The sequence below is a fragment of the Ramlibacter monticola genome, from assembly GCF_016722785.1.
GTDB lineage: Bacteria > Pseudomonadota > Gammaproteobacteria > Burkholderiales > Burkholderiaceae_C > Ramlibacter > Ramlibacter monticola.
In genome coordinates this window covers 66,350-90,513 of the sequence record NZ_JAEQNE010000002.1, presented here as the reverse complement: position 1 = coordinate 90,513, position 24,164 = coordinate 66,350, and the positions used below count along the sequence as shown (strand labels likewise).

Here is a 24,164-nt window from a genome sequence, read left to right as displayed (position 1 = left end):
AGCTTGCCGCAGGTCAAAAGCCATTGCGCTTACGATGGGTGGATGCTGCCCTCTTCCATGCGAGCCATGGCCGTGGACCGCGCCGCCGGCCGCCTGCGCGAGGTGCGCCGGCCCGTGCCCGTGCCGGGGCGGCACGAGGTGCTGGTGCGGGTGCGCGCCTGCGGCGTCTGCCGGACCGACCTGCACGTGATCGACGGCGAACTGCCGCCGCACCGCGAGGACCTCGTGCCGGGCCACGAGGTCGTCGGCGAGGTGGTCGGCCGCGGCGAAGGCGCGACGCGCTTCGCCCCGGGCACGCGCATCGGCATCCCCTGGCTGGGGCGAGCCTGCGGCCAGTGCCCCTACTGCCGCGCGCAGCGCGAGAACCTGTGCGACGAGCCGCTCTTCACCGGCTACGACCGGGACGGCGGCTACGCCGAATACGCGCTGGCGGACGAGCGCTTCTGCTTCGCGCTGCCGGAGCACCTCGACGACCTGCACGCCGCGCCCCTGCTGTGCGCGGGCCTGATCGGCTTCCGCACCTGGCGGCTGGCGGGTGGCACCACCGCCCGTCGCATCGGGTTGTGGGGCTTCGGCGCCGCCGCCCACATCGTCTGCCAGCTCGCCGTCGGCCAGGGGCAGGAGGTGCATGCCTTCACCCGCCCCGGCGACGCCGCCGGCCAGGCCTTCGCGCGCAGCCTCGGCGCGGCCTGGGCCGGCTCCAGCGACGAGCGGCCGCCGCAGGTGCTGGACGCCGCGCTGATCTTCGCCCCCGCCGGCCCGCTGGTGCCCGCCGCGCTCGCCACGGTGCGCAAGGGCGGCGTGGTGGTGTGCGGGGGCATCCACATGAGCGACATCCCCGCCTTCCCCTACGCCCTGCTGTGGGGCGAGCGCGAAGTCCGCTCGGTGGCCAACCTCACGCGCGCCGACGGCGAGGACTTCTTCGCCCTGCTGGAGCGGGTCCCGGTCCGCACGCATGTGCAGCGCTTCGCACTGGCGGACGCCAATGCGGCGGTGGAGGCGGTTCGCGACGGCCGGCTCGAGGGCGCGGCGGTCCTCGTGCCCTGAACGGGGGCTTGCGCAGGATCAAGGTGCCCCCCCGGCTGCTGCCTACATTGGGCCCATGGAACCGGTGCTGCGCGCCCACGCGCTGTCGAAGGTGTACGGCAGCGGCGACTCCGCGGTGCAGGCGCTGCGCTCCGTCGACCAGGCCGTGTTCGCGCCCGTGGGCGCCCTGTTCCCGATCGGCGACGGCGGCATGGGCGTGTTCCGCGTCGAGGACGGACAGCGCGTGCAGGCGCGTCGCCCGTGAAGGCCGGGGAGACCGGCCGGCTGGTGGCGGCACTCGCGCGGCGCCTCCGGGCCGAAGTGCGGGAGACGCACATCTCCTGGGTACTGCTCACGCCGGAGTTCGCGTACAAGCTGAAGAAGCCGCTGCGGCTGCGCTTCGTCGACTATGCGACGGAGGAAAAGCGGCGCCACTTCTGCGAAGAGGAAGTGCGGCTCAATGGCCGGCTTGCGCCGGGGCTGTACCTGGGCGTGGCGCGCGTCACGGGCAGCCTGGCCGCGCCGGACCTGGACGGCGCCGGGCCGACGCTGGCCCACGCCGTGCGGATGCGGCGCTTCCCTCCCGGCGCCCTCTTCAGCGAGCGCGCCGCGCAAGGGCTGCTGGATGCGGGCGCGGTCGATCGCCTCGCGGCGGTGCTGGCGGCTTTCCACGCGGCAGCGCCCGCCTGCGCCGCGGGCGGACCCGACCTGCGCGAACGCGCGCTGGCGGCGCTGGCCGGGGCCGCGGAGCTGCTGCCGCGCGAAGCACTCGCCGGCTGGATCGCTCGCGAGGACGTCGCCGTGCAGCCGCTGTGGCAGGCGCGTGCCGCGGCCGGCCACGTGCGCGAAGGCCATGGCGACCTGCACCTCGCCAACCTGCTCGCCCTCGGCGGCGAGGTAATGGCCTTCGACTGCATCGAGTTCGATCCCGCCTTGCGCTGCATCGATGTCATCGAGGACATCGCCTTCCCGGTGATGGACCTGGTCGCGCACGGCCTGCCCCGGCTCGCCTGGCGGCTGCTCGATGGCTGGCTGGAACGCACGGGCGAGCATGAAGGCGTGCCCGGCCTGCGCCTGTGCCTCGCGTACCGGGCCCTGGTGCGGGCGATGGCCTGCCAGCTGCGGCAGCCGCAGGGCGCCGAGGCCAGGCGCTACGCGGCCGAGGCGCTGCGCTGGACCACGCCGGCGCAGCCGCGGCTGGTCATCACGCATGGCCTGCCGGGGTCCGGCAAGACCTTCGCCTCGCAGCAGCTGCTGGAGCGGACCGGCGCGATCCGGCTGCGGTCCGACGTCGAGCGCAAGCGCCTGCACGGCCTGGCACCGCTGGCGGACTCGCGCGCCGCCGGGCGCGACCTCTACACGCCCGAGTCCACGCAGCAGACCTACGCGCGGCTGTTCCTGCTGGCCCGGCGGCTGCTGTGCGCGGGCTGGCCGGTGGTGCTCGATGCGGCCTTCCTGCGCCGCGTCGAACGCGAACAGGCCCACGCGCTGGCGGCGGAACTGCAAGTCCCGTTCGCGATCCTGGACTGCGACGCACCGCCCGAAATCCTGCGCCAGCGCCTCGCCGCGCGCACTGGCGACGCCTCGGAAGCCGACCTGCGGGTGCTGGAGCTGCTGCGCTCGGGGCGCGAGCCGCTGCAGGAGGACGAGCGCGCGTGGGTGCAGCCGCTGCCGGAATGAGGCCTCAGCGGCCGGTCCCCTGCCGCTGCACCTCGTCGCGCTTCATCCGCAGGTAGGCATCGCGTTCGACCTCGTGCAGCTGGCGCGGGTACTTCTCGGTGGCGTCGAACCAGGCCTGCAGCCGCTTCTCCAGCTGCTGGCCCGAGGGCGCGGCCAGCGAATCCAGGTAGGCGTCGATCGCCAGGTAGTAGCGCATCGTGTTGCGCTCCACCACCCCGCGCACCCCGGCGACGTAGGCGTCCTGCACCCGCGTGAAGCCGACCTTGTCGCTGCCCACCGTCGCGAGGTAGAGCTTCATCGCCAGCTGGCTCGCGCCGCCGTAGCTCATCCCGTAGCCGAGGTGCAGGAAGGTGCGGTTGCCCTCCAGCGGCACGGCCTCGGCGAACAGGCGGTAGTCGCCGGTGTCGTAGGGGCCCTTGGGGGCGTCCATCTGCACCGACAGGTAATCCGGCCGCGCCTGCGGGGGATGCCAGACGAAATCCAGCAGGGAGGCCGCCTCGATCGCCTGCGGCTCCTTGCGCCCGACCCGCATCTGCACGTGCGGGGCGCCCTGCGCGTCGGTGCGCCGGCAGTACTTGGTGTTCAGGTGCAGGATCAGGATCTCGCACCACTGCGAGGGATCGGACAGCGCGGCCGACACGCCCGCGAAGGGGTGCTCCAGCACCGCGAAGACATCCCCTTCGATGCGCCGGCTCAGTTCCTCCGACTGCAGCACCAGCGGGCCGCCGAAGGCATTGGAAGACAGCTGCGGCCCCAGCGCGCCGTGCCGCGCCACCAGCGCCTCCGCGCCCAGCAGGCCGGCGGCCCGGACGGAGAAGGACAGCAGCAGCGTGGCGGCGACCACGAGGAACAGGCGAAACGGCTTCATGCATCCCCCCACGCATGTGACGCGCTTGCGGAGCGCCAATGATGCCGCAACCGCGCCGCTCAGGTGGCGCGGGCCTGCGCCAGCAGCGTGACGACCTCCTCGTCCTCCAGCTGCGGGAAGGAAGCATAGAACTGGCCGACCGCCGCGAACCGCCGCGGCGCATCGAGGCAGACCACTTCGTCGCAGTACTCCCCGACCAGTTCCACCGCCTCCGGCGAGGCGACCGGCACCGCGCACACCAGCCGCTTCGGCCCGTGTTCGCGCACCGCGTGCAGGGCCGCGATCATGGTGGCCCCGGTGGCGAGCCCGTCGTCGACGACGATCACCACGCGGCCGGCCACCTCGGCCGGCCCGCGGCCGGGCGTGTAGAGACGGCGGCGCCGCGCGAGTTCGTGCAGCTGGTAGTCCTTCTGCTCGTCCAGGTAGGAGGCGGTGGCGCCGACCTCCGCGGCGTGGGACGCCACGTAGGTCCAGCCGGACTCGTCGACCGCGCCCACCGCGAACTCGGGCGCGCCCGGCGCGTGCAGCTTGCGCACCATCGCCACGTCCAGCTCGCCTTCGAGCCGGCGCGCGACCAGCGCGCCGATCGCCACCGCGCCGCGCGGAATGGCCAGCACCAGCGGCTTGCTGCCGCGCCAGTGCGCCAGGGCATCGGCCAGCCGTCCGGCGGCATCCAGGCGATCGGTGAACATGCGTGGTGCAGAGGCGCCGCGTGCGCGGCGGAAGGGCAATGTTGCGCCTCTTTCTTGAGGCAGCGCAAGTGGATGGCGGCCTCCGTGCGTCATCTTCGGGTTGTGGCAACGCTCAGGAGGATCCAGTCCATGGCCACCATCCCGTCCGATCCGCTCATGGACACCATGCCCCTGCCGACGCCACGTCTGCAGGGCGGCCTGACGCTGGAAGCGGCCCTCAAGAAGCGCCACAGCACGCGCGAGTACCTGGCCGACCCCCTCTCGCTGGAGCAGGTCTCGGCCCTTCTGTGGGCGGGCTTCGGCGTGAACCGCCCCGGCAGCTGGGGCCGCACGGCGCCGACCGCCTGCGACTCGCAGGAGATCGTGGTCTATGCCGTGCTGGCCGAAGGCGCCTGGCGCTACGACGCGCGCGAGCACCGCCTGCTGCGCGCGCGCACCGGCGACCTGCGCGCCCTCACCGGCACCCAGGACTTCGTCTCCGTGGCGCCGCTGAACCTGGTGTACGTGATCGACCACGAGCACCTGCAGCTGGAGGACGGGCTGGACCCCGAGGAACACGGCGTGCTCGCCGGCGCCGACATCGGCTGCATCGTCGAGAACATCTACCTGTATTGCGCCGGCGCCGGGCTGGCGACGGTGGTGCGCGGACAGCTCCAGCGCCGGGAGCTCGGCGCCGCGCTGGGGCTGCGGCCGCACCAGCGCGTCGCCCTCGCGCAGTCGGTCGGATTCGCCGGGCCGGCCCACACCCATTGAACAACGGAATTCGCGACCCAGAAGAAGGAAGGAAAGAATGAAACTGCCACTCGACCTGCGATTCATCGGAATGGCGCCCTCGCCGGCGCTGGAAGAAGCCGTGCAAGGCAAGGTGGCCCAACTCGACCGCTTCGGCTCGGAGGTCATGGCCTGCCGCGTCACGATCGAACAGGAACACAAGCACCAGAACCAGGGTCGGCTCTTCAGCGTGCGCATCGACGTGACGCTGCCCGGCCACGAGCTCGCGATCAACCGCGTGCAGGACGAGGATGCCTACGTGGCGCTGCGCGACGCCTTCGACGCCGCCCGGCGCAAGGTGGACGAATCGATGCGCATCCGGCGCGGCGAGGTGAAGCAGCACAACGCCGGCTGAGCGCGTTGGGGTGACGGGGCAAGGCCGGCGGCGACGCCGGCCTTGTCGTTTCAGGCCGCCGACAGGCCCGATTCGGGCAACTGCACCGCGGTGCTGCGCGGTTGCAGGAAGTCACCGAAGTTGCGCACGCGTTCCACCGCGCTGCCCTCGGCGAGTTCGGCGGCCGTGAAGGTCGCGTTGTGGATCGGCGCGTGCCCGAGTAGCGCGGCGATCTCGGGCACCGCGCTCACCGCGTCCTCGGATTTCAGGATCGACACGATCGCCACGCGCCGGAGGTGGTCGCAGTGGGACGTGAGGAAGACGCGCATGGCGGCGGGCACGTGGCCGGCGCGCATCGGCGTGATCAGGATGACCGTGCGGAAGTCGCCGGGTTCGGGGCCGTCGTAGGCGATCGGCGCGTCGCGGTGCAGCAGCGAATCGAGGATGGGTCGCAGCAGCCCGGGCGCCTCCGGATGGGAACGCAGGTCGTGGATCTCGCCCACCGGCCAGCCATGCTCCTCGTGCAACTGCGCCGCGAGTCCCCGGGCCAGCCCGGTCTCCGAATAGACCACTACCAGCATGCTGTCCATCTGTTTCATCCTTTGCGGGCTACAGGGCGACATTCTTCGGCCATGCCGGCGCAGGTAGCTTGAGCTGCGTCAACGGCAAGCCGCAGCCGTGGCGCGATCTTGGCGGGGCAAGGAGGGGCCATGAAGAACGACCTGCAACTGCAATCCGACGTCGAAGCCGAACTCGCCTGGGATCCGGGGGTCAACGCCAGCGGCATCGCGGTCAGCGTGAGCGAGGGCGTGGTCCGGCTCTCGGGCGTGGTCGACACCTGCCTGCAGAAGCGCGCGGCCGAGGGTGCCGTGCACCGCGTCTCGGGCGCGCGCGGGCTCGCGACGGAGCTGCAGGTCCGGCTGCCCCCCGGCCTGCAGCGCAGCGACGAGGAAATTGCGAAGGCCGCGCTGCACGCGCTGGACTGGCACTCGCTGGTGCCGGAAGACAGCGTGAAGGTCCGCGTGGAGAACGGCTGGGTGACGCTCACCGGCGAGGTCGACTGGAGCTACCAGTCCGCGAGCGCCGAGCAGTGCATCCATCCGCTGCTGGGCGTGCGCGGCGTGAGCAACGCGATCCGGCTGCGCCGCCGGGCGGATCCCGAGCAACTGCGCGACGAGATCGCGGCCGCCTTCGCGCGCCGGGCGCAGCGCGACGCGACGCACGTCACCATCGCCGTCGACGGCAGCGTGGTCACGCTCAGCGGCCGGGTGAGCTCCCTGGCCGAGCACGACGCGGCGATCGGCACGGCGTTCGGGGCCCGCGGCGTCACGCGCGTGGTCGACCACCTGCGCGTGGGCTGAGGTACGCTTGCCCGGGTCGGACCCGGTCCGCTTCGGCGAGCACGCATGAACACGACCCTCCTGGCCCTCCCCGGGGCCGAGAACCTCGCGCAGTCCCTCGCAGCGCTGCTGCGGTGCCCGGCCAGCCCCCTGGACGTGCACCGCTTCCCGGACGGCGAAGGCCTGGTGCGCCTGCGCACCGAGGTGGCCGGGCAACGGGTGCTGCTGGTGGCCCACCTGGACCACCCGGACGACAAGACCCTGCCGCTCCTGTTCGCTGCCGATGCGGCGCGCGACCTCGGCGCCCTCGAAGTCGGCCTGGTGGCCCCCTACCTGCCCTACATGCGACAGGACGACCGCTTCCGCCCGGGCGAGGCGATCACCTCGCGCACCTACGCCAGGATGCTCGCTGGCGCGGTGGACTTCCTCGTGACCGTCGATCCGCACCTGCACCGCTTCGCCTCCCTGGACGAGATCTACCCGATTCCCACCCGGGTGGTGGCCGCCGCTTCGGCCATCGCCGAATGGCTCGCGCGCGAGGTCCCCCGGGCCTTCCTGGTGGGGCCGGACAGCGAGAGCGAGCAGTGGGTCGGCGCCGTCGCGCGGCTGCTGGGTGCGCCCCATGTCGTCATGTCCAAGGTGCGGCATGGCGACCGCGACGTGCAGGTGCGCATGCCGCCGGGCGCGAGCTGCGCGGACCGCGTGCCGGTGCTGCTGGACGACATCGCCTCCAGCGGCCACACGCTCGCCTCGGCGGCCGGCGTGCTGCGCGAGGCCGGCTGGGGCCGGCCGCTCTGCATCGCCGTGCATGCGCTGCTGGATGCCTCGGGCATGGACCTGCTGCAGCGCGCCGGCATTGCCCGCGTCCTCAGTTGCGACACCGTGCCGCATCCCACCAACGCAATCGCCCTCGGACCATGGCTGGCCGAGGGCGTGCGGGGCTTCCTGGAGGGGTGAGCGGCGCCTACTGCACGCGCATCTCGAAGGCGTGGGTCAGCCCGTCGAGGTCGACGATGCGCACGTGCTTCTTGTCCACTTCGAGCAGGCGCTGCTGCTGGAAGGCCGAGAAGGTGCGGCTGACCGTCTCCAGCTTCATGCCCAGGTAGCTGCCGATCTCGGCGCGCGACATGCGCAGGTGGAATTCGCTGGCGGAGTAGCCGCGGGCCTTCATGCGCTGGGAGATGTTCAGCAGGAAGGCGGCGAGGCGCTCCTCGGCGTTCATGGAGCCGAGCAGCATCATCAGGCTGTGCTCGCGCACGATCTCGCGGCTCATCAGGCGCGAGATCACGTGTTGCAGGTCGGGGCTCACGGAGGCCAGCTCGCTCAGGTGCCCGTAGGGGATGGCGCAGATCTCGGCATCCTCCAGCGCGATGGCGGCGCTGGCATGCTTGCCGGCGGCCAGGCCGTCCAGGCCCATCAGCTCGCCGGCCATCTGGAAGCCGGTGACCTGTTCGCGGCCGTCCTTCAGCGTCAGCACCGACTTGAAGGTGCCGCTGCGCACGGCGTAGATGAACTGGAACTTCTCGCCCTCGTGGTACAGGGCCTGGCCCTCCTTCACGCGGCGGCGGGCGAACATCAGGCTGTCGAGGCGCTGCACGTCGCTGCCGGTCAGGCCGCAGGGCAGGCACAGGTCCTTCAGGTGGCAGGTGGAGCACAGCGTCTTCAGGGGCGACGGCACGTCCTCGCTGCTGCCGGAGTCGGCGCGGGCGCGCGGGACGACGTGCACGGGAGCTTCGGTGGCGGTCCGGTCGGCAGGGGTGGCGGGGTCGCGGCGCGTGGCGGTCTGCATGGTGGTGCCCTCTTTCATTCTGATTGCTTCTGCCTCAGTGGACGGACCGGCGGCCGGCGGTGGCCACGGCTTGCGCCAGCTGGTCGAATTCGGTGCTCTTGTCGAGGAAGCGCACGGCGCCCTCGCCCAGGTAGCGCTTGCGATAGGCGGGCGCGGAGTTGTTGCTGAACACCACGAAGGCGACTTCGGGGTCCGCCGACTTCACCGCCTTGAGCACCTGCAGGCCCGTGCCGCCCTCCAGCTGCACGTCCAGCACGACGACGTCGGGCTGGGAATTGAGGATGCCCTCGATGCAGGTGCCCGGCGTGGCTCCCTCTCCCACGATGTCCATCTGCTGGCCGGCAAGCAAGGCGTTCACGCGCTGGCGGATCTGGAGCGAATCGTCGGCGAGGTACACCTTGATGGAACCGTTCGAACTCATGACGCAACTATCGCGCGGCTGGCTCTTGTGGAACATCGGCGCGGGCTGAATTGCCGGCTCGGACGAGTCCGAAACGGATCGGGGCGGGCGCCGATGCCGGCTAGGAATCGTCCTAGTCACCGTCACGGAATGCCGCATTGATGCGCCTCAAGGGCATTCGCCGCAAAAGGACCAAGATGGTCGGCAACACGACACACCCATCCGAAAGGAGCTCGTATGTACCGCCGCATCCTCGTCCCCGTGGACGGAAGCGAAACGTCGAACCGCGCCGTGGTCGCGGCTCTGCAGATGGCGCGCGAGAACGGCGGCCGGCTGCGGCTGGTCCATGCCCTCGACGAACTGGCCTACCTGTCCGGCTATGAATACAGCGCCGACCTGTTGAAGCAGGCGCGCGACCAGGGCGCGCGCGTCCTGGAGGACGCGCAATCCATGGCGCAGTCGGCCAGCGTGCCGGCGGACGGCAAGCTGGTCGAGACCGCCGGACGGCGCCTTGGCGAACTGGTCGCCGAGGAGGCGCGGGCGTGGGAAGCAGACCTGGTGGTGGTCGGCACCCATGGCCGGCGCGGCATGAGCCGCTTCCTGCTCGGAAGCGGCGCCGAGCAGGTGCTTCGCCTGGCGCCGGTGCCGGTGCTGGCGGTGCGCACTCCGCACGGGCACGACGGCCACTGAAGCCCTACCGCCAGCTGCCAATGGGCCCCGCGGGGCCGGTCGCGACGGGGATCCGCCGTTTTAGCAGGCGAAGCGGCGATTTTGTGACTTTTCGTTACGAAGGAGAGTGACCGAACGGCACCAATCGGCGAATTGCGTGCAATCCAGCACGCCTGGGCCTTGCCAGTCGCGCACAATGGGAATAATTTCGAGCCTGGTGGCAAGCATGTCCCCCAAAGGGGGGAGGACAACTCAAGATGCGTTGGTTCAAAGGCGTACGTAACAGCGTATATGGCCTCCTGGGCAACCAGGGGGTCCCGAGCGACTCCGTCCTGGAAGACCGGACCGAGGACATCCGCGAGGCCATGCTGGCCCTCCTGGGCGAGGGCGGCACCAAACAGTTCGCCAACGTGACCCGCCGGATCCGTTATGCCAACGACATCCAGGGGCTCTGGTACCTGCGCGGCGACCTGATGGCGGCGCTGGCCACCACCCTGGGCGAGGCGGCGGCACGCGAGCAGGTGCAGCGCATCACCCAGATGTTCCATGGCATGCTGCCGGGGAGCCTGACCTCCCGCCCCAGCCCGCTCATGGGCTGACCGGCCCCGTCCAACGCACGAAGCGCGGGTTCCCCGCGCTTTTTCATTGGCGCCGCTTCAGTGCCGGTGCCCCCACAGCAGGAACGCATCCCGTCCTTCGGCCGCGAGCGTCACCTTCGCCCCCACCGGCAGGCACACCTTGGTGGGCACGTGCCCGAACGGCAGCCCCGTGAACACCGGGCACTTCACCACCGCGCGCAGCCACTCGAACACCGTCTTCAGCTTGAACCCCTTGTCGTGCGGCACCGGCAGCCAGTTGGTGAACTGCCCCATGACGATCGCCTTCTGCTGCGCCAGCACGCCGGCATAGAGCAACTGGGTCAGCATGCGTTCGATCCGGTACGGATGCTCGCTGACGTCCTCCAGGAACAGGATGCCGCCCTTCACCTTCGGCATCCACGGCGTGCCGACCAGCGCGGCCAGCATCGCGAGGTTGCCGCCCCACAGGACGCCCCGGGCCTCCACCGGGCGTTCCACGGCCTCGGCCGCGGGGAGCTGCCAGCCGGTGCCCTCGCCCTGCCCCGTCACGAGGTCCTCGAAGCAGGCCTGCATGATCTCGTCGGGCTCCGCTTCCACGCCGAAGTCCTCGCCCACCGCGGGGCCGGACCAGGTCACGCGGCCCGTTTCGGCCAGCACCGCGTTCTGGAACGCCGTGAAATCGCTCAGGCCCACGAACTCCGTGCCGCGGTCGATCGCCTTGGCGACCGCCTTGTAGGGGATGCGGGGCAGCAGCCGCGTGAGCCCGTAGCCCCCGCGCGTGATGATCGCGACGTCGGCGCCGCTGGCGGCCGCGCGTTCGATCGCCGCGATGCGGGTGTCGTCGTCGCCGGCGAACCGCATGTGGGAGGAGAACACCGCCGGATCGAGCTCGACTTCGTGGCCCAGCGCCTTCAGGCGCGCGATGCCGCGCCGCACGGCGGCCTTGTTGCGCACGGCGCTGGAGGGGGAAAAGATGTAGATGCGCTTCGTCACGGGCGGAAGTATCCCACCGCCCTGCGCGCGATCGCCTCGCCCTGCTCCTGTACGAAGGAGGTCGCCTGCGGGATCGTCACGCCCGCGAGCGCGTCCAGGGCGCCCTCCGCCACGAGGCTGCGGCCCCGCCAGTGCCGCGCCAGGAACTCGCGTGCCTGGCGCGAGACCGCCGCGCCGCCGGCATCGGGCCGGTCCGGCAGCATGCGCGCAAAGGCGCGCGGCGCAGCCCGGTGGCCGCTGTCCGGAAACGGCGCGTCGCGGGCCGCGCCCTCCCCCGGGCCGGCGGGCGTGGCGTTCACTGCCAGCAGCCCGGCGTAGCGCTCCGGCGCCTCCATGGGCAGCGTGAGCCCGAGCCGGGCGCCCCAGTCCTGCACCACGAGCACGACGTCCGCGAGGTCCAGCCGCTCGACGAATTCCAGCAGCACCTGCCGGTGCCATTCGAAGCCGTGCGCCGCCTCGCGCTTGGGCTTGTCGCTCCGGCCGAAGCCGACGAGGTCCGGCGCGACCACGCGGTCGCCGGCCTGCAGGAAGACGGGGATCATCTCCCGGAACGCATGGCTCCAGGACGCACTGCCATGCAGGCACAGCCAGGTGCGCGGTGCGTCGCACGGTCCTTCGTCGAGGTAGTGCAGGCGCAGGCCGGCCAGTGCCGGCAGGTCGTTCAGGTAGTGCGGGGCCCAGGGGTAGTCCGCCAGCGAGGCGAAGCGGTCCTCGGGCGTGCGCAGGGCGTCGTCGCGCAGGGGCTGGGCGTTGCTGCGGGCCTCCTGGCGGCGGGCCCGGAAGAAGCCGGTGAGCAGCTCGCCGCATTCGTCGGCCAGCACCCCGCCGGCGAGGGCGGTCTGGTGGTTCAGGCGCGGCTGCGCGAACAGGTCCAGCACCGAGCCTGCCGCGCCGGTCTTCGCGTCCCGCGCGCCATACACCACGCGGGCCAGCCGGGCGTGCAGCATGGCGCCGCTGCACATCGCGCAGGGCTCCAGCGTCACGAACAGCTCGCAGCCGTCCAGCCGGTAGTTGCCCAGTGCCTGCGCCGCGGCGCGCAGCGCGCGGATCTCCGCATGGGCCGTCGGATCGTGCCCCGAGACCGGGGCGTTGTGGCCGCGCCCCACGATCGCGTCGCCGTGGGCGACGACCGCGCCGACCGGGACTTCGCCCGCGGCGAGCGCCAGCCGCGCCTGGGCGAGCGCCTCGCGCATGCAGGCCTCGTCGCGCGCCGGTCCCGCCGGGGGCAGCTTCACTTCGTGTCGTCGGGCATGGGGCGGGCCGGTTGCATGGCGCCCTGCACCGCCTGCTCGAACTGCTTCACCTGCTGCCTGGGCGTGCCGGCCGGCGCCGCGACGCCCGCGGGGGCGTCCTGCACGCGCGGGGCGACGCCCGCCGACAATTGCTTCTTCGCCAGCATGCCGACGATCGCAACCACGATGAGCAGGCCCAGCACGCCGAAAATCGCACGCATCACTTTTCTCCCAGTCCGAGCCGCTGCATCCAGGCAGCCAGCCCGCGCTCGTCCTCGTTGCCGGCCGCGTAGATCTCGCGCATGCGGGCGTGCGCTTCCGGCCGGTGCTGGTTGATCTTGAGCTTGCAGGCCCACTCCAGCACTTCCAGTTCCAGGCCCACGATGCCGGCCAGCATCTTGCCGGTGTAGTCCTCGGGCAGGCTGCGCCACTGTTGCGCGTAGGCCGGTTCGTGGTCGGCGATCAGCTTCTTCAGCAGGGCGTCCTTGCCCGCCGCGTCCTCGACCAGGCTCGCCCGCACCTTGCAATGCACGGTGAGGTAGTTCCAGCTCGGAACGCGCTGCAGGTCGGGATAGATCCGCGGCGACTGGTAGGCATGCGGCCCCATGAACATCGCCAGCCCCTGCGGCGCGGCCTGCAGGTGCCGCCAGTGCGGATTGGGTTTGGCGAAGTGCCCGAGCAGCACGAAACGGCCCTCGCGTTCCTCCAGGTGCAGCGGCAGGTGCGTGGCGAAGGGGAAGCCCTGGTCGTCGTTGGACACCAGCGTGGCGAAGGCGTGCCGCCGCATCAGGTCCGCCGCGATGGCGGGGTCGTCGGAGCGGAACTGGGGTGGGTGGTACATGGACATATTGTGACCGCAGCCGCTCTGGACGCCGGCCGGGCGCGCCTTTAGAGTCATGCGCATGCTTGCGGACCGCCGAACGCCCGGACCGGTGCGGCTGCTCGCGGGCGCGGGCCTGCTCGCCTGCGGCGCGGCCGGCGCGCCGGTGCACGCCCAGAACATCGAGCCCCGGGCCTATGCCCCCGCGCCCACCGGCGTGAACTTCCTCGTCCTCGCGTACGTGGGCACGCGGGGCGGCCTGTCCACCGACAATTCCACCCCGCTGAAGGACCCGCACCTGGCGGTGCAGGGGCCCATCCTGGGCTACGCGCGCACTTTCGGCCTGCTGGGGCAGCTCGCGAAATTCGACGCGATCGTCCCCTCCGCACGCCTTTCGGGCTCCGCCACCTTCCAGGGCCAGCCGGTCGAGCGCCAGGTCTCGGGCCTGATGGATCCGCTGGTGCGCCTGTCGGTCAACCTGGTCGGCTCACCGGCCCTCGCCCTGGAGGAGTTCCGGTCCTACCGGCAGGACGTGATCGTCGGCGCCAGCCTGCAGGTCTCGCTGCCGCTCGGGCAGTACGACAACACGCGGCTGGTGAACCTGAGCGCGAACCGGTGGGCCTTCCATCCGGAGATCGGCGTCTCCAAGGCGATGGACCGGTGGGTGCTGGAACTGGCCACCGGAGCCGTCCTCTACACCACGAACAAGGATTTCTTCGGCGGGCAGCACCGGCACCAGGACCCGATCCTGACGGCGCGCGCCAACGCGATCTACAACTTCCGCTCCGGGCCCTGGCTCTCGGTCGACACGAGCTACTTCACCGGCGGCGAAACCACCCTCGACGGGCGGCCCGAGAACAACCTGCAGCGCAACTGGCGGGTCGGCACGACCTTCGCCTATCCGGTGAACCCCAGCGTCTCGGTCAAGCTGAACGCGAGCCGCGGCGTCTCCGCCCGGACCGGCAACAACTTCGACCTTCTCGGTGTCGCGCTGCAGTACCGCTGGGGCGGGGGCCTCTGAAGCCCGGGGAGTTCACTCCCACTCAATTGTCAACAGTCCGTCGCCGCTCAGAGGGAAAACGTGCTGCCTGACGTCCGAAAACGGGCACGATACCGACAGATTTACCGTCGCGTTCGAGAGCGCCCCCCAGGGCTGTTTGCTCTCGATGTCACCCCATCGATGGTTCGCGACAGCGACTGGAGGGCGAAATTGGCATGTCCTGTAGCGCAATGACGGTATCGACTGCTCGCTCCAGAGGGAGAAGACGGTATTCAAGGGGCGGTTGACGGTATCACGGCCTTCCGTAGTCGTGACCCGAGCAGTTTACGCCGATCGGTAGACACCGCGTAGCCAAGACGCTGGCTGAGTCGGCTGCGGGCGGCGCTGAGAACGAAGCGCTTTTGCGCCTCGTACAACGGCTGCAGCGCTGCACCGCCTGAGCCGCCCCAGGCGGATAGCGTCGAACGCGGCGTGTGCACGCCCGCCCGGGCGTTGATGTCCTCCTGCCGGTAGTACGGCAGGTGATCTGCAAAGCGGCTGATCAGCGTGTGCGCCACCATCCCGCTCGGGGGCGGCGCGTTCGGCAATGAGCGGCAATGGATCCAGGATTCAATCCGCACTGCCATCGACAAGGTGCCTGGGCCGATCGTACGCATCGTCAGCTACCGAGAACCCGAGTCCGAACTTCTGCGACTTGCCGGTCGAAGAGCCTGAACCTTGACCAACAGAGAACCTATGAGCAGATCCGGAATCAGAGATGCGTTTGCGCGATACGAGGCGACCCTAAGAAACGTGCAGTGGTCGGTATCGGCATGGACTCCGGCACAGGAGCTAGTCGTCAGCGAATGGCAGCATCATTACCGGCCCGGGCCCGAGCAAACCGCGGAATATGCGGGGTCGCTGTCCCGATGGAGCGGGCCCGGCAACAAGGAATTCGCTTCCGCCGTAGGTCCTGAGGGCGAGAATGACGTACGGTTGCTCATTCGAGAAGTCCCAGGGAGCCGACCTTCCCCAAGGCCAGGCCCCGAGTGCACAATCCTCCAGGAGCGAGCGCACGGCACTGTTCGGCACGATTGATGCTGCGGCCGCGTTGTACGTCCTCCCACATTCCTGCGTGCAATCACCCGACCGCCTGCGGGATCTCGGAATCAGATGCCGGACGGCAGATGCGCTACAGCCGGAGCGTGTTGTCGTGCTGGTTTTGACGCCATCATTTCGGTAGCAGACGCATAGCCTCGCATGACTCACCTCGAATCCGCGGCTGACACATCTCCGCTGCCGCATCCCTCGCAGCTCGAAATCAAGGACTTCAACACGTACGCGCTCGTGATCGACGCACGATCGCCGCATGAGTACGAAGAGGATCACCTGCCTGGCGCCGTCAACCTGCCGGTGGTGGACGACGAGGAATTCGCGGAAGTCGGGATCAAGTACAAGCAGGACCCGCACGCGGCCTATCTGATCGGCGCGGAGTATTCGCTGCGCAACATCTCCAGGCACATCTCGCAGCTCCTGCGAGACCACAAGAAGGCCGACCGGATGCTCGTGTACTGCTTCCGTGGCGGAAAGCGCAGCAAAGTCTGGGCGGACAATTTGCGCCTTATCGGGTTCGACGTGGACGTCCTGCCCGGGGGCTGGAAGAACTATCGCAGCTGGGTGCGCGCGAGCTTGGAAGCCCTGCCCCGCTACTTTCAGTTCCGTGTACTTTCCGGCCCCACGGGCTGTGGCAAGACGCGGTTGTTGCAGGCCCTCGCCGGAACCGGCCAGCAGGTCCTCGACCTGGAGGCGATTGCTGCCCATCGCGGCTCCCTGCTCGGCGCGGTTCCTGATGAACCTCAGCCTTCGCAGAAATTCTTCGACACGCTCTTGCTCGACACGCTGCGCGCATTCGACCCATCGCGGCCCGTGTGGCTGGAGGCGGAGTCCAAGAAGATCGGGAACTTGCAGTTGCCCGAAGCCTTGCACGCTGCCATGCACAGCGTGGCGCCGTTGCGAGTCTCCGCTCCAATGCATGAACGTGTGCGACTCTTGCGAGAGGACTACGCACATTTCGCCGCGAACCCTCTGGCCATGGTCGAGAAGCTGGCGCCGCTCAAGCCCTTGGTGGGCGGCGAAGAACTCGCCCTGTGGCATTCGCTGGCGGCGGCGAAGCAGGTTGACGCACTCTTCGAGCGCGTGATGAGGAAACACTACGATCCCTGCTACGAACGCTCGACCAGCAGGTCGTACGAGGCCGCATCTTCCGGTCCATGCATCGAACTGCCTTCTCTGGCCGCGGAACAACTGACCGCGGCGGCGTCGGAGTTGGCCATGCGCTTCGGGAGCAGGTCGCAGGACGAAGCCGGCCCCGAAGCTCGTTAGCGAGCCGGTCGGCTCGGCGGGAATGCGATACGCACGCGTACTGCATGCGGTTCCGTGCGCGCTTGCTTAACTCCATCCTAGCCAACCGCTTAAGCAAACGGCGGTGCGCTGACCGCGGGCGCTGAATTTTCGAAGGAATTCGGCGCCCTTGGAGCGCACAGGCCAAGTAGCGTCGGTCAACGGATTGCCGGAACTGCCTGAAGCTGATATAGACCGGGCGAGGGCCGCGCCGCCCAGGAAGGAAAGACGACATGGAAGTTCTTTCAGTGTCTTGCCCCTATTGCTCCGGTTCGAAGGAAGACGCCTTCGAAACCATGGCCCGCGACAGAGTGGATTGGACGAATTGCGATTCCTGCAAAGGGAAGTTCTTCTATCTCCTGGCATGCTGCGACGCATGTGTCGAGGAAAGTGTGTTTAGCTGGCGGGAGCGGCCGTCCGTTCCCGCCCTGGAAGCGCTTTGGTGCAACGCATGTGGGCATGTGCTGCGGTCGTCGGCCACAGCACTGGCGTCGGATGCTTCCGTGCGAATGTGACGGGGGGCAGACCGTAAGGAGCGACGATGGCGTGCTGCAGTTCGTCATTCGGTCGGTGACCCGCAACGTCTATGTGGAACGCGTCCAGGCGCTGGGAGGCATAGGTCGCCTGTCGCACATTATGCGATTCGACGACGTCGACTCATTCAGGGGCGTTTGCGACGCCGACGACCTGCGGTTCACGTATCCGCTGGTCTTCTCGGAGTTGCGACGCGTGGTGGAGAAATCGCTTGTCCTCTGAAGCGGTACATATCCTCAGCGAGATCGTGTCCGAGCGGAACTTCGCCAGCCGTGTGCTCGACCTGGCCGCCCAGATCGCTGGGGCGGGCTGCCCGATGGACGCGCTCGAACTTCTGTACGCCGCGAAAGCGGAAATGGGCGTCGAGCAAGCAGTGTTCGTCAGCTACCTCCGCGGTGGAGACGCTCATGAAAGCTACCGCTTCATGCTTGCCGCCGATCCGCGCTGGTGCCTCGAATACCAAGCCAGTGCTTGGTATGCATCAGATCCCTGGCTTCTGTATTGCTCGATCAATTCGGAAGTCACGTTTGCGTCGCGCATCCCCCTCCATACGCCGCAGCAGCAGAAGGTGCAAGCGCTCGCCCGGAAGTTCGGGATGGTTTCGGTCTGCATCGCTCCGGCGGCCTCGCCGACTGGCGCGCGCGTCGGAATGCTGGCCCTGGGATCGCCGCGGCCGGATTACTTCGAAACGGATGCACCTGGCGTGTTCACGGTCCTCGCCCGCAGCTTGGCCCTGGAGTTCCACGACTGGTGGAGCCGCCACGAGCGCAACCAAATGATCAGCACGCTCGGGCTCACGGAAACGGATCTGCTCCTTCTGCACCTCGAACTGAATGGCAGCGGCACCAAGCAGATCGCCAGGGAACTCAACTTGAGCGCCGCCTCGATCAATTCGCGCTGGCAGCGGCTCAATGCAAAGCTGGGTTCGCCGCATCGCAATGTCTCCACCCATCTGGCGGCCAAGTACGGGCTGATTTGAACATGACACATCCTTTGGTCAACGCACTGGGCTACCTCGCCGTTTTCCTTCCCTTCGCATTGCTATTTGCCGGGTTGTCGCTTGGGATCCCGTACTTGGCTGCAGCGGTCGTCTTTGGCGCTGGCCCCTTGCTTCGCCTGGTTCTCGGCAATGCTTCTTCGGAGTTGCCCGAGTGGGGCGAGCGAACGGCGACCTTGCTCGATCGCCTGCCGACCCTCTATGCCATGGCATTTCCCTTTCTCTTGGCAGGTGTGGCCGTTGAACTCTACCGGCACCCGCCGGCGGGAGTCGCCGGTTGGATCGGGCTCGGCCTCAGCCTGTGGACCTGCCTGTTCTTCGCGGTCGTGGTTGCGCATGAACTGATCCACGGAAGCCCACGGCGGCGGCGTCTCGGATGGTTGCTCGCCGGGGCCGCCGGCTATCCGCTGCTCGCCCACGAGCATCTTTCCCATCACGCCACGTCCGGCAACGTCCATCTCGCGGAGTGGCCTCGCAGGACCGAGTCCGTCTGGAGCTTCGCGGCACGTCGCAGCGTACGGATCGTCCGTTCAGCGATCGAATACAACGCGATCCTGGCCGCTCGTGGACGGCGTTCGGCGGTCCACGGGGGCTTGATCGAAGCAATTGCCGCGACCCTCGGGACCGTACTCGCTTTTGCGCTGGCAGCCGGCTTCGCAGGACTTGCCCTGATTCTCTGCGTTGCCGCGGGCGTTCATTTCGGCGTACAGGCCGTCACCTACCTACAGCACTGGGGCCTAGGGGTGGACAGCGTCGACGATGCGGATGAAAGGCGCTACGCGTGGGAGGACCGATGCCAGTTCCAGGTCTGGCTGATGCTGCACCTCGCGCTCCATCATGCGCATCACCAAAACTCCTCCGTGCCGTACTACCGGTTGGCACCCCACCCCGGCTCGCCGCGACTTCCGGCGGGCTACGTCGTTCTGTTGCTCGCGTCGTTCGTTCCTCCCCTCTGGCGCTGGCTGATGATCCCGGCGCTGGAGAACTGGAAGCGCGATCCCCTCGCCCAGGTCGAGCCGGTTCGCTGGCGGCTGGTGTGCCTGCCGGCCAACTACGAGCCCCGACTCGTGCCTCGCCAGTGAAGGCTTGGCCGACCTCACGCGTGTGGCGCAGATGGTCGGCCGAGGGGCCAATTGCTTTTGGCGAGGGCGGGCGCCGGTGATATGCTGTTATTCTATACAGTATGCGAGCGCGGGTGATTCTTGAGCGAGTGACGGGCGAATTCATCGCCAGCTGCGGTCCGCGGGAGGGAGCAACGGGAGACTTGCACCTCACCTACCGCACGAACCGGAACCGACGCGTCGCGGTGCTGCAGTTGATCGGGGCCGACAAGAAGTGGCCGAGCCTCTACGACGCGAAGCTTGTCGAACTCAGTGCGAACCGCTTGCGCTTCGTGGGCGCAGAACGTACCGGCAACGCGTGGCACGTGCAGGAGTGGATATGCGACTTGGGATGAAAAGGACCTGGCCCTTCATGGTGCCAGCGCTATCGACGGCACCGAAGGAGCCGCATCCCTTATGCGCGTTACAAGGGCGAGGCCGAGGGGGCACTCCTCGCGGCAGGATTCCCTCGCGTGTACATCTTCCGGCCGGCATACATCTATCCGGTGGAACCGCGGAAAGAGCCGAACCCCAGCTACCGCCTCCTGCGCGCCGTCTACCCCGCGTTTCGGATGCTGTTTCCCAATCAGGTGATTCGCGCGGACGACTTGGGGAGGGTCATGGTGGATGCAGCCGTGCATGGAACGCCGGCTCGCTCGGGACCGGTCTTTGAGAATCGGGGCATCCGAGCCATGGTGGGCGTGTGAATCGAGAGATTCGAAACGCGCCGACCCACACCGAGACCCGGCAAGTCGTTGACGTTCAACGGCTTTCCGGGTTTTTTCATTTTGGGGGTGGCGGCGCACTCACCATGCCGACCAACGCCTGGATATCCGCGGGCTTGACCAGGCGGGCATCGAAGCCGGCTTGCGCCGCCAGCTCCGGATGGTCGCCTTGCCCCCAGCCGCTGAGGGCGATCAGCCGCATGTCGCGACGCCAGGGTTGCTGGCCGAGGCGTCGCGCCACTTCGTAGCCGCTCATGCCCGGCAGGCCGATGTCCAGCAGCACCACCTCCGGCCGCCAGGATGCCGCCAATGCTAGTGCCGTGGGACCGTCTGGCGCGGTTCGCGCGTCGTGGCCATGCAATCCGAGCAGCGTCGCCAGCGATTGAGCACCATCATCGTTGTCCTCGACGATCAGCACCCGGCGCGACGCCGTCGCCGCCGCACCGGGTGCCGGCGCCGCGTCGGGCTCTTCGATCGGGACCGCATTCCGCGGCAAGGGCAGGTGCAGAACGACCTCGCTGCCCAGGCCAGGGCCATCGCTAGCAACCGTCACGGTGCCACCATGCGCCTCGACCAGCTGCTTGACCAGCGTCAAGCCCAGACCGAGCCCGGTGCGCGAGCGCTCGAGCGATGGGTCCACCTGCGTGAACATGTCGAATACCCGCGCCAGCTGGTTGGACGGGATGCCGATGCCGTTGTCTGCCACGCGCACGATGGCTTCGTCGCCTGCGCGTTCCAGGCTCAGCGCGATGCGGCCGCCGGGGTCCGTGAACTTGGTGGCGTTGTTCAGCAGGTTGCTGACCACCTGGGTCATCCTCGCTGCATCGGCGTCCATCGCCACCGGCTCCCGCGGCAGCGTGGTGATCAGCTCGATGGTCCTCGCCTCGCAGGACGGGCGGGCCTCCTCGATCGCCGCAGCCAGCAGTTGGCCCAGATCGATGCGGGACCTGCGCACTTCGACCCGCCCCTGGTTGATGCGGGCGATGTCCAGCAGGTCGTCGACCAGGCGCGTGAGCTGTTGCACCTGGCGCTCGATCACGTCGCGCATATGGCGCGCCGTCTCCTCGGAAATGCCGGCTTGCCCAAGCACGTTCTGCGCGTTGCGGATCGGCGCCAGCGGGTTGCGCAACTCGTGCGCCAGCAGTGAAAGAAAGGCGGTCTTGCCGCGGTCCCGCTCGATGAGCTCGGTCAGATGCTGCCGCACCTGCTCGCCGAGGCGTTCGATTTCGGTGCGATCTTCGATGGCGAGCAGGATCAGGTCGGTGTCCGAGCCTTCATGGACGATCCGGCGCGCCTTCACCTGCATCACCTTCAATCCGATCGTTTCGAAGTCGTGACGCACCTCCAGGTCCACAACCACGCTGCTGTCCTTCAGCACCTGCGCCAGTTGCTCGCGCAGCACGGCGATGTCCCACTGGTGGTTGCCCAGCTCGTACACCAGCTGGCCCTCGGTGTCCCGTGGGGTCACGCCGAACGTCGTGTAGAACGCACCGTTGGCCGATCGCACCCGAAGGTGCGAATCGAGCACCAGCAACGGCTGGCTGACCGTCTCGACGATTGCCTCGGCATAGTCGCGCTCGCCGCGCATGCTCGCCTGCGCCCGTCTCAGGTCCTCGATGTCGAACAGCACCAAGACGACGCCGTCGATCCGGTTGTCCGTCGTCCGGTAGGGGTGGATGCGCAGCTGGTAGGTGCGGTCGTCGGGGCCGTGGATCTCCCGCTCCTGCGGCTGCACACTGGCCACCACCTCGGCGACAAGCGCGTCCATGTCGAGCGGCTCGAGCGCCGTCTTCAGCTGGCCGAGCGGGCGGCCGATGTCGCCGGCCAGGAGCCCGAACAGCTTTCCTGCCGCCGGCGTGAAGCGGCGGATGCGCGAGTCGACGCCCAGCACCACCGTCAACATGCCGCTGCAGGTGACGAGATTGCTCATGTCGTCGTTCAGGCGGCCCAGCTCGGAATTGCGATGCTGCAACTGCTCGTTGACGGTGGTGAGCTCCTCGTTGATCGACTGGAGCTCCTCCTTGGCCGTTTCCAGCTCCTCGTTGGTGCTTTGCAGCTCCTCGTTGCTGGACAGGACCTCCTCGTTGGCCGATTTGAGTTCCTCGTTGGCTGCGTCCTGCTGCTCGATCAGCGACTGCAGGTACTCGCGGGTCGATGCCAGTTCCTGCCGCAGGTGGTGGGCGTCGGCGGCGTCGCCGGCTTCATCCCGCGGCGCCCCCTGCGCCGGTTCGCTGGGCGTGACCCGACGCAACTTTTCCTCGAACAGCACCAGGTAGCAGCGCTCGCCGGCCATCGGCAGCTTGATGGGCATCACATGGAGATCGATCTCCCGATCCACGCCGTCGCCGCGGATGCGGACGTCGGCCTGGCGCACGGCGACACCACTGCGCTGACACTCCGCCACGGCGCTCCGTGCGGCCAGCAACAGCCCCTCGCGCGCCATCTTCAGCAGATTGTTGCTCGGCTCCCCCGCTGCGGGCGACAGGAACGAGCCGGTCTGGCCGCGGAACTGGAGGATGTCGAAGTTGTCGTCGATTAGCACGCCCGGCGGGACATACAGGCCCGCGGCCACCCGGTCGGCCTCGCGCTGCCAGTCAGCCGGCTGGACGCGTGCGGCGATCGCGTCGCGCCGGCCCGCGATGCCCGCCTGATGATCCTCGGCGCGAAAGTGCGGGTAGGGTCGCCCCGGGCCGGTGGACTTGCGCAAATACACGCGATGCGGCTGGTCGACCACGGTGAACAGATCGGTGTGGGCGCCTATCGTCTCCGACGCGCCGAGCACCATGAAGCCGCCCGGGTTCAGCGCATAGTGGAACGTAGGGATCACGCGCTTCTGCAGCGCCGGGCTCAGGTAGATGAGCAGATTGCGGCAGCTCACCAGATCGACATGGGAGAACGGAGGGTCGGCCGCCACGTTCTGCCGCGCGAACACGACGATCTCCCGCAAAGCCTTGTTCACGCGGTAGTGGCTGTTCTCGCGCAGGAAGAAGCGGCGCAGCCGCTCGGGCGAGACCTCGGCCTCGATGCTGTCGGGGTACAAGCCGTTGCGTGCCTTTTGCAACGAGACGGTTTCCGACAGATCGGTGGCAAAGATCTGGATCGGCGGATGCGCCGGCTTGTCGTCCAGGAACTCGAACAGAGCCATGGCCAGCGAATACGCCTCCTGTCCTGCGGAGCAGCCCGGCACCCAGATGCGGATCGGCGCCGCGCCCTGCTTGGCGGCCAGGATGGCGGGAAAGACGCGCTCCTTCAGCGCTTCGAAGAGTTCCGGTTCCCGGAAGAACTGCGTCACGTTGATCAGGATGTCCTGGTACAGGGCGTCGAGCTCGGCGCGGTCGGCTCGCAGGCGCTGCGCGTAGGCGCCCAGGCTGTCATCCCCGTGCAGCATCAGACGCCGCGTGATGCGGCGCTTGATCGTGGTGTCCCGATAGGCCGCGAAGTCGACCCCCGTGGCCTCGCGCAGCAGCGCGAGGACTGCCCTGAAGCCGCCGTCGCGGTCATTGCCCTGCGCATCGTCGTCGGGCCGTTGATCCGCGGCTGTCACGAGGTAAGGATGCTGGCCGACGCGCGCCAGCTCGGCCGCGATGCGCGCGGGCGGCAACACCAGGTCGACACTTCCGGTATGCGCCGCGGCCAGCGGCATCCCGGCGAACTTGGCCGAGGCCTCGTCCTGTGCGAACGCCACACCGCCGGCGGCCTTGATCTCTTCCAGCCCCATGCTGCCGTCGGTGCCGGTGCCGGAGAGCACGACGCCGATGGCGGCGCTCGCGCGAATGGCGGCCAGCGACCTGAAGAATCGGTCGATGGGGAGATGAGGGCCCGGCTGGTCGCCGCGCGGCTCGGTCTGAAGGACGCCACCGGCAGCCAGCGTGAGCGTGGTATCGGGCGCGATGACGTACACATGATCGGGTTGGACGGCGAGGCCTTGCGCCGCCTCCAGCACCGGCATGGCGGTCGCCTTGGCCAACAGGTCGGCGAGCCTGCTGTCGTACCGGGGGTCCAGATGCTGCACGAGCACGAAGGCCATCCCCGTGTGCGCGGGCAGCGCCTGCAGCAGTTGCATGAACGCCTCCAGCCCACCCGCGGACGCGCCGATCCCGACGATGGGAAATACGTCGTTATCCATCGTGTCCATCCATTTCCTCCATGGGCAGGATCATTGCCGCTTAGCGCGGGCGACTCAAGATGAGATTGCCGTCCGCTTACCGCGCAGGTGCCACTCCACGTAGTAGGAGAG

General features: G+C 68.8%; 27 protein-coding genes. 16 read left to right on the top strand and 11 right to left on the bottom strand.

Features of this window, described 5'->3' with window-relative positions; all coding sequences use genetic code 11:
* The first annotated feature begins 57 nt into the window (after positions 1–57).
* Genes JJ685_RS08445 through JJ685_RS08435 form a run of 3 tightly spaced genes read left to right on the top strand, consistent with a single transcriptional unit; the run spans position 58 to position 2,706 of the window.
* Positions 58–1,047: a zinc-dependent alcohol dehydrogenase family protein gene (locus tag JJ685_RS08445; RefSeq protein WP_201674705.1), complete on the top strand. Its 990-nt coding sequence runs from the start codon at positions 58–60 to the stop codon at positions 1,045–1,047.
* A 55-nt stretch (positions 1,048–1,102) separates the two neighbouring features.
* Complete coding sequence (locus JJ685_RS08440; RefSeq protein WP_201673816.1) at positions 1,103–1,291, top strand: hypothetical protein; 189 nt, start codon at positions 1,103–1,105, stop codon at positions 1,289–1,291.
* Complete coding sequence (locus JJ685_RS08435) at positions 1,288–2,706, top strand: bifunctional aminoglycoside phosphotransferase/ATP-binding protein (protein ID WP_201673815.1); 1,419 nt, start codon at positions 1,288–1,290, stop codon at positions 2,704–2,706. Before JJ685_RS08440 ends, JJ685_RS08435 begins: the two co-directional genes overlap by 4 nt.
* 4 nt (positions 2,707–2,710) lie before the next feature.
* Here the strand turns inward: JJ685_RS08435 and JJ685_RS08430 are convergent, their stop codons facing one another.
* Both JJ685_RS08430 and JJ685_RS08425 read right to left on the bottom strand, forming a co-directional pair.
* The gene (locus JJ685_RS08430) at positions 2,711–3,574 is read right to left on the bottom strand and encodes a hypothetical protein (protein WP_201673814.1); all 864 of its coding nucleotides are present in this window, start codon (positions 3,572–3,574) and stop codon (positions 2,711–2,713) included.
* Positions 3,575–3,633: 59 nt separating this feature from the next.
* Complete coding sequence (locus JJ685_RS08425; protein ID WP_201673813.1) at positions 3,634–4,266, bottom strand: phosphoribosyltransferase; 633 nt, start codon at positions 4,264–4,266, stop codon at positions 3,634–3,636.
* Between the two features lie 129 nt (positions 4,267–4,395).
* On the opposite strand from JJ685_RS08425, the gene JJ685_RS08420 reads away from it, so the two are divergent.
* Positions 4,396–5,019 (top strand): nitroreductase family protein, encoded by a 624-nt coding sequence (locus JJ685_RS08420; protein ID WP_201673812.1) that lies wholly within the window; start codon positions 4,396–4,398, stop codon positions 5,017–5,019.
* Between the two features lie 37 nt (positions 5,020–5,056).
* Positions 5,057–5,392, top strand: coding sequence for an HPF/RaiA family ribosome-associated protein (locus JJ685_RS08415; RefSeq protein ID WP_201673811.1), 336 nt, complete (start codon positions 5,057–5,059; stop codon positions 5,390–5,392).
* A gap of 50 nt (positions 5,393–5,442) precedes the next feature.
* Here the strand turns inward: JJ685_RS08415 and JJ685_RS08410 are convergent, their stop codons facing one another.
* Complete coding sequence (locus JJ685_RS08410; RefSeq protein ID WP_201673810.1) at positions 5,443–5,961, bottom strand: flavodoxin; 519 nt, start codon at positions 5,959–5,961, stop codon at positions 5,443–5,445.
* A gap of 120 nt (positions 5,962–6,081) precedes the next feature.
* Here JJ685_RS08410 and JJ685_RS08405 point away from each other — a divergent pair, with 120 nt between their 5' ends.
* Together JJ685_RS08405 and JJ685_RS08400 are read left to right on the top strand one after the other, a co-directional pair.
* Positions 6,082–6,732: a BON domain-containing protein gene (locus tag JJ685_RS08405; RefSeq protein WP_201673809.1), complete on the top strand. Its 651-nt coding sequence runs from the start codon at positions 6,082–6,084 to the stop codon at positions 6,730–6,732.
* Between the two features lie 45 nt (positions 6,733–6,777).
* Positions 6,778–7,668, top strand: coding sequence for a ribose-phosphate pyrophosphokinase (locus JJ685_RS08400; RefSeq protein ID WP_201673808.1), 891 nt, complete (start codon positions 6,778–6,780; stop codon positions 7,666–7,668).
* A gap of 7 nt (positions 7,669–7,675) precedes the next feature.
* On the opposite strand, the gene fnr is transcribed toward JJ685_RS08400, so the two are convergent.
* Both fnr and JJ685_RS08390 read right to left on the bottom strand, forming a co-directional pair.
* A complete protein-coding gene (gene fnr / locus JJ685_RS08395) occupies positions 7,676–8,518 on the bottom strand; it encodes a fumarate/nitrate reduction transcriptional regulator Fnr (RefSeq protein WP_236598846.1) in 843 nt (280 codons plus the stop codon).
* A gap of 16 nt (positions 8,519–8,534) precedes the next feature.
* Complete coding sequence (locus tag JJ685_RS08390) at positions 8,535–8,921, bottom strand: response regulator (protein WP_201673807.1); 387 nt, start codon at positions 8,919–8,921, stop codon at positions 8,535–8,537.
* A gap of 216 nt (positions 8,922–9,137) precedes the next feature.
* On the opposite strand from JJ685_RS08390, the gene JJ685_RS08385 reads away from it, so the two are divergent.
* The gene (locus tag JJ685_RS08385) at positions 9,138–9,590 is read left to right on the top strand and encodes a universal stress protein (RefSeq protein ID WP_201673806.1); all 453 of its coding nucleotides are present in this window, start codon (positions 9,138–9,140) and stop codon (positions 9,588–9,590) included.
* A gap of 236 nt (positions 9,591–9,826) precedes the next feature.
* Positions 9,827–10,168, top strand: a complete 342-nt coding sequence (locus JJ685_RS08380) for a hypothetical protein (RefSeq protein ID WP_201673805.1) — start codon at positions 9,827–9,829, stop codon at positions 10,166–10,168.
* Positions 10,169–10,225: 57 nt separating this feature from the next.
* Here the strand turns inward: JJ685_RS08380 and JJ685_RS08375 are convergent, their stop codons facing one another.
* From JJ685_RS08375 to JJ685_RS08360, 4 genes are read right to left on the bottom strand one after another with little or no spacing between them, the layout of a single operon-like run.
* Positions 10,226–11,140, bottom strand: coding sequence for an LD-carboxypeptidase (locus JJ685_RS08375; RefSeq protein WP_201673804.1), 915 nt, complete (start codon positions 11,138–11,140; stop codon positions 10,226–10,228).
* Positions 11,137–12,375 carry a tRNA adenosine(34) deaminase TadA gene (gene tadA / locus JJ685_RS08370; RefSeq protein ID WP_330901731.1) on the bottom strand — a complete coding sequence of 413 codons (1,239 nt, stop codon included), beginning with the start codon at positions 12,373–12,375 and terminating at the stop codon, positions 11,137–11,139. The genes JJ685_RS08375 and tadA overlap by 4 nt, the downstream gene beginning before the upstream one ends.
* Entirely contained in the window at positions 12,372–12,593 is a 222-nt protein-coding gene (locus JJ685_RS08365; protein ID WP_201673803.1) for a hypothetical protein, read from the bottom strand. The genes tadA and JJ685_RS08365 overlap by 4 nt, the downstream gene beginning before the upstream one ends.
* Positions 12,593–13,213: an FMN-binding negative transcriptional regulator gene (locus JJ685_RS08360; protein WP_201673802.1), complete on the bottom strand. Its 621-nt coding sequence runs from the start codon at positions 13,211–13,213 to the stop codon at positions 12,593–12,595. Before JJ685_RS08360 ends, JJ685_RS08365 begins: the two co-directional genes overlap by 1 nt.
* A gap of 61 nt (positions 13,214–13,274) precedes the next feature.
* Here JJ685_RS08360 and JJ685_RS08355 point away from each other — a divergent pair, with 61 nt between their 5' ends.
* Positions 13,275–14,213, top strand: a complete 939-nt coding sequence (locus JJ685_RS08355) for a transporter (RefSeq protein ID WP_201673801.1) — start codon at positions 13,275–13,277, stop codon at positions 14,211–14,213.
* A 251-nt stretch (positions 14,214–14,464) separates the two neighbouring features.
* Here the strand turns inward: JJ685_RS08355 and JJ685_RS29705 are convergent, their stop codons facing one another.
* Positions 14,465–14,848 carry an IS66 family transposase gene (locus tag JJ685_RS29705; RefSeq protein ID WP_236598845.1) on the bottom strand — a complete coding sequence of 128 codons (384 nt, stop codon included), beginning with the start codon at positions 14,846–14,848 and terminating at the stop codon, positions 14,465–14,467.
* A 583-nt stretch (positions 14,849–15,431) separates the two neighbouring features.
* On the opposite strand from JJ685_RS29705, the gene mnmH reads away from it, so the two are divergent.
* The 6 genes from mnmH to JJ685_RS08320 all read left to right on the top strand — a co-directional run bounded on the left by mnmH (position 15,432) and on the right by JJ685_RS08320 (position 19,909).
* Positions 15,432–16,553: a tRNA 2-selenouridine(34) synthase MnmH gene (gene mnmH / locus JJ685_RS08345; protein WP_201673800.1), complete on the top strand. Its 1,122-nt coding sequence runs from the start codon at positions 15,432–15,434 to the stop codon at positions 16,551–16,553.
* Between the two features lie 564 nt (positions 16,554–17,117).
* Positions 17,118–17,327: a hypothetical protein gene (locus tag JJ685_RS08340; RefSeq protein WP_201673799.1), complete on the top strand. Its 210-nt coding sequence runs from the start codon at positions 17,118–17,120 to the stop codon at positions 17,325–17,327.
* Positions 17,317–18,084, top strand: coding sequence for an autoinducer binding domain-containing protein (locus tag JJ685_RS08335; RefSeq protein WP_201673798.1), 768 nt, complete (start codon positions 17,317–17,319; stop codon positions 18,082–18,084). Before JJ685_RS08340 ends, JJ685_RS08335 begins: the two co-directional genes overlap by 11 nt.
* A 2-nt stretch (positions 18,085–18,086) precedes the next feature.
* Entirely contained in the window at positions 18,087–19,184 is a 1,098-nt protein-coding gene (locus JJ685_RS08330) for a fatty acid desaturase (RefSeq protein ID WP_201673797.1), read from the top strand.
* A gap of 182 nt (positions 19,185–19,366) precedes the next feature.
* A complete protein-coding gene (locus tag JJ685_RS08325; RefSeq protein ID WP_201673796.1) occupies positions 19,367–19,558 on the top strand; it encodes a hypothetical protein in 192 nt (63 codons plus the stop codon).
* Between the two features lie 117 nt (positions 19,559–19,675).
* Positions 19,676–19,909, top strand: coding sequence for a hypothetical protein (locus tag JJ685_RS08320; protein WP_201673795.1), 234 nt, complete (start codon positions 19,676–19,678; stop codon positions 19,907–19,909).
* A gap of 76 nt (positions 19,910–19,985) precedes the next feature.
* Here the strand turns inward: JJ685_RS08320 and JJ685_RS08315 are convergent, their stop codons facing one another.
* Positions 19,986–24,062: a chemotaxis protein CheB gene (locus JJ685_RS08315; protein WP_201673794.1), complete on the bottom strand. Its 4,077-nt coding sequence runs from the start codon at positions 24,060–24,062 to the stop codon at positions 19,986–19,988.
* Positions 24,063–24,164: the final 102 nt, after the last annotated feature.